The following is a 5,132-nucleotide window of genomic DNA, read 5'->3' as shown; positions in this document are numbered from 1 at the left end:
ATACTATATCACAATCTTTAGGAAGATTTCCTATTTTCTTATTATTTTTAACTCTCTCACTTAAATCGGCTGGAACTATATTTTCTATATTATTATTAAATATAGAAACAGACCTTACTATAAGACCTTCTCTTTCCATATGAAAATAACCCTTTAGAGAAACTTTCTTATCTTCTAAAATATATCTTTCTATATCATCAAAGTTTATTTCAAATCTATTTTTTCCACTGATAAATATAAACTTTTCGTTATCTTTATTAATTCCACCCATATAAAATTTATTATCATCTAAACTCAAGATAGTCATGTTGTCTTTTAAATAAAATATAAATTCTCTTTGGCTCTTACAGATTAAATCATATTCATCTAGAGTTATTTTCATAGTTAAACTTGCTGTAACATTCTTACTTGAATTCTCACTTTTTATATAAAAAGGCAAGTTATCTCCATAAATAATTATTTGAGAACCTTCTAAAACTGCTTCTAACTTTTTTTTATTATCTGAAAAACTATATATATATTTTACCCCTGATTCATCATTAACTTCATCTGCTTTGCTGATTATAATATTACCTAAATTTGTTATATGAAGTTTTTTAGATTCTTTTGAATATCTACTGATACCACTAAGCTCAAATCCGTCTGAAAGCTCATATATAATTTTTTCTCCTAATTTCAACATACCTTCACCGCCTAAACAAAATTATAATTATTTTCTAAAGATGGACAAAATGCCTCAAAATAAATAATATTTTTTAATACTTTTTATTTTGAGACATAATTTGTCCTTATTTTATAAATATCCTAAGCACCTTCAACTATTTCTTCATAAAGTTTATCTAAATGTTTAACATATTCACGATATCCAGATTTATTTCTTAACTCACTTCTTAAATCTTCATATTTTTGTCTAAGTTCTTCAGCACTTAATGAAGGAGCTGATTCTTTCAAATCTTCTAATTTATAATCATAGTACTTATCATACATCGCTATATATGTATCAATAGATTTCTTAGCTAATTCATTACATTTTTCTTGTGCTTCTCCATATTCAGAATAATCACCTATCTTCACTTTATAATATCCATTCTCTTGAACTATTGTTGAAGAAATACCTTTAGCTTCATATTCTTTTGCTGTTTCTTTTGCTGTTGCTTCAACTTTAAGTGAACCTGCATAGACAGTATAATATACACCTTTACCATCTTTATATGCTTCCATTTCTTTTGCTTTCTTTTCAGCTTTTTCTTTTTCTTCCGCTTTTGCCTTTTCTTCTGCTTCTTTCTTTTCTTTTTCAGCTTTTGCTTTCTTTTCTTCTTCTGTTTGTTTGTTGTTAGCCTGTTGCTGAGTTGATGCCTTTGGAGGTGTATTGTCTTTATCATTTTTCTTGTTATTGCCTACTGTTATAAAGTATCCTACACCAACAATTGCCACTATAACGATAGCTATAATAGTCTCTTTTAATCTGCTTTTTTTAGAACCAACCTCTTCATCATCTATAAAATCTTCTTCATTTGATTCATAATTTTTTATTTCTGTTTTCTTTTCCTTAGAATTAGACTTAGGAGAATGTTTGGATTTTTTACTATTTTTTTCTTTCTTGTTAATAGGTATTACTACTGATTTTTCACTTTCTACCTTTTTTTCTTCTGCTTCTTTTGATATTTCATCACCTAATCCCTTACTTTCTTTTTCAGATTTAGGCTCATTACTTGCTGATAGTTTTTTATCTAACTCATTATTATTTATTGGTTTTTCTATTTTTATATTGCGCTCTTCTTCTAAACTTACTTCTTCTAAGTTTTCTATATTGTCCTTAATAGATTCATTAGGTTCATCTGTAACTGCATCAGAAGTATTACCTAGGCTAATTTCTTCTTTTTCAGTTACTTCTACTACCTCCTCTTTTTTGCTTTCTTTTTTCATAAATCCAAATAATTTATCTTTTTTTCTACTCTTTTTATTTTCTGATTCAATTATCTCTTCTTCATTTACATCATGCTCTTTTTCAATATTTTCTTTATTTTCTAGAACATTCTCTATATTGTCATTCTTATTAATTACGTCTTCTTTAGCATCTTCCTCTTTAGTATCTTCTTCTATAGAAATGCTACTTCTAAAGCAAACATCTTTATCTGCATTTTTTATCATATAAATATATTCTTCAATATCAATGTCTTTATTTTTTCTAGTTCTCTTTGATACAATATCGTGATTTTCTAATTCAGAAGATTTATCTTTTAGAACAACGTGTGCTTCTTCCCAAACATCTTCACTAATTTCTGTTTTATTTTTAATTACATAATCTATGAATTCCTTAAAATTTTCAGCACCAAATTCTCCAATTATAGTTAGTCTCATCGCACCTTCTATAAGATCTCTATTTCTTCTCTTCAAAAATTCTAATGCAACTGTTGCACAAACAAAGTCTTTAATAACTTCTCTACCAAAACCATAGCCTTCAACATAAGGAAGTTCTTCTAACCCACATAATTTTTTATATTCATTATATACAGTTTGAGATATACTTTCATCATTTAAACTATTTAGTTTATCCATAAACTTTGCTTCTACATCATTTATCTGTGGTTCTTTTCCTAATTCTGACTTTTTAACTGAATTTAATAAAACATCATTTTCTGAATTATCTTTACCTAATTGTAAATCCTCAATTTCTGTTGCTTTTATATCTTCACTACTTTGTTCAGAACTTTCTTCTATATTTTTAGGTACTACCTCTTTGCTACTAGCTAATATCTTATTTACACAGAATATTATTTCTCTTTTTAGTTCTCTTTTAGCATCAGCTTGATTCTTAAGAAATAAACTTGCACAATCTTTCTTTTCTAAGCTTATCTTTCTAAGTGTTATATTAAGAAGGTCTTTATATAGATTTAGAACCTTATAATCCTTTTCTAAACGTCTTCGCCTCTCTGATAGGTCCATTTTATCATAAGCTAAAAAACTACTTAAATCGTTGGCTTTTAGACAGTCTAAACCATCCTTCATTGCCTTATTTACATACTTTCTACATTTAGCTGTAGTCAATTCTAAGTCTTTCTCTAATTCATCTATTTCAGGTATGTATTTATCTACTATCCATTTCCCGATAAGTGGTTCTGTATTTCTTGCTAATGTTTTATAAAACAATATATTAAATTTTAAAAGCTCAGCATATTTTGCTTCGTTGAATTCTACTTTTTCAAATTTCTTTTCTAAAACACCTTCTAATTTTTCATTTATCTTAGACTCTTGTTTTAAAAAACTTGCTGTGACATTTAAAACAGTATTTCTTATTATATTATTTTCACTCAAAACCTTCACTCCTTAAATCAATTATTTTATTGTGATATTTACATTATGTAAAATTACTAATTTGATTATGATATTTTAATAATTAGTTACTAAATTTACTACATCTTATATAATATCATATTATTTACATCATTTTACTTTTTCTTTTTATATCTATCTTATATTATACCATTTTTAATATCTGTACTAACTTATATTACAATATTCCACAAAATTTTGAAAGTAAATTAGACAAATTTGCAAATAAAAAAACATCAGTTTAAACTGATGTTTTACCTATCGAAAAAATTAAGCAAGTCTATAAGCGGAGTTCTGTATTAGATAATCATCTTTCTAGGCTTATTGTCACCAATAAGCTCAAGCGACCTACCTACCGGAGAGTACGAGCAGCACTCTTTATTCCTATCTTGGTCTTGCTCCAGGTGGGGTTTACATAGCCAACTAGTCGCCTAGCTGCTGGTGAGCTCTTACCTCGCCTTTCCATCCTTACCACATAAGTGGCGGTTTATTTCTGTTGCACTATCCTTAGGATTGCTCCCACTAGGTGTTACCTAGCACCCTGCTCTATGGAGCTCCGACTTTCCTCATGTAAAATTACATGCGATTATCTGGCTTACTTAATATTCATTTTACTTAGCTATATTATCATAAATCCTTAAGTATGTCAAAGTAATATTATACTAAAAATTTAAATTTCTTCAAAAATAGTGTAATATAGGTATATAAACTATTATTTATGATTTGAGGTGGAATATTGAAAAAATTATATAGGGTAATAATTAATATTATACTAATATTAGTAATAATCTACAGTGGATTTAATATATACTTAAAACTTAACAAATACAACTATGATACTAAAACATCTGCTCAACTTCAGAAAAAAGAAAATAAAAAAGAAGACTTATCAAAAATAAACAGAGATTTTAAATTTTGGCTTTCTGTTGATAATACAAACATAAATTATCCAGTTGTACAATCTAAAGATAATTCTTATTATCTTGACAAAAACTTTTATGGTAAAGAATCTATCTCAGGTACATTATTCATGGATTATAGAAATAAATCTCTGGATGACCAAAATGTTATAGTATATGGACATAATATGAAAAACAAAACAATGTTTAATAATCTAAATAAGTTTAAAGATGATGATTTCTTTAAAGAAAATAATAGAATAAAAATCACTATGGATGGAAAAGAATTATTATATGAAGTATTTTCTGCCTATATTGTAGAATCTGATTATGATTATCTAAAAACAAGCTTTAATAGTGAATCAGACTATCAAAAATACATAGATGCTATTACTTCCAAATCATTACATAAATCAAATATTAAAGTAAATAGCAAAGATAAGATAGTTACACTTTCTACATGCACTTATGAATTTGATGATGCTAGAATGGTAATCCATGGTAAGTTAGTTTCAAATTAAATATACATATCTTTCTACCAATTCTTACACAAATAATCAAAATTTTGCGTTAAGGTATTCACATACAGATTAAAATAATTATTTTAATCTGTATAGCTATTTCTTACTTAAATTTATCAACTTCTTGTCTATTTCTATAAACTATATAAAAGAATAAATATATTACACAATAAAAAAGACTATGTTTTTAACATAGTCTTCACTGGAGCTGGTGATAGGAATCGAACCTACAACCTGCTGATTACAAGTCAGCTGCTCTACCGTTGAGCCACACCAGCACACTTATCCTATTATGAGTTAAATTAACACTCTAAAAACTGCATATATATTTTAATTAATGAACATCAAATAAATATTGGTCAAGTCCTCGACCTATTAG

Annotated in this window: 2 protein-coding genes, 1 tRNA gene, 1 other RNA gene and 1 pseudogene; 1 reads left to right on the top strand and 4 read right to left on the bottom strand. The window is 26.9% G+C overall.

The window, feature by feature from the left end:
• The 3 genes and pseudogenes from KGF52_RS20215 to rnpB form a co-directional block, all read right to left on the bottom strand.
• Positions 1–682 (bottom strand): annotated as a pseudogene (locus KGF52_RS20215) (hypothetical protein); the annotation flags it as partial.
• A gap of 122 nt (positions 683–804) precedes the next feature.
• Positions 805–3,324 (bottom strand): SPOR domain-containing protein, encoded by a 2,520-nt coding sequence (locus KGF52_RS20210; RefSeq protein WP_227841414.1) that lies wholly within the window; start codon positions 3,322–3,324, stop codon positions 805–807.
• Between the two features lie 276 nt (positions 3,325–3,600).
• Positions 3,601–3,935, bottom strand: an RNA gene (gene rnpB, locus KGF52_RS20205) — RNase P RNA component class A.
• A gap of 134 nt (positions 3,936–4,069) precedes the next feature.
• Between rnpB and srtB the strand changes: the two genes are divergently transcribed.
• Positions 4,070–4,753, top strand: coding sequence for a class B sortase (gene srtB / locus KGF52_RS20200; protein WP_227830347.1), 684 nt, complete (start codon positions 4,070–4,072; stop codon positions 4,751–4,753).
• Between the two features lie 203 nt (positions 4,754–4,956).
• Here the strand turns inward: srtB and KGF52_RS20195 are convergent.
• Positions 4,957–5,031, bottom strand: a tRNA-Thr gene (locus KGF52_RS20195).
• Positions 5,032–5,132: the final 101 nt, after the last annotated feature.

This window comes from Clostridioides sp. ZZV15-6597 (assembly GCF_020657815.1).
Classification (GTDB): domain Bacteria; phylum Bacillota; class Clostridia; order Peptostreptococcales; family Peptostreptococcaceae; genus Clostridioides.
The sequence above is the reverse complement of the archived record's forward strand: the minus strand, read 5'-3'. Positions and strand labels throughout refer to the sequence as shown.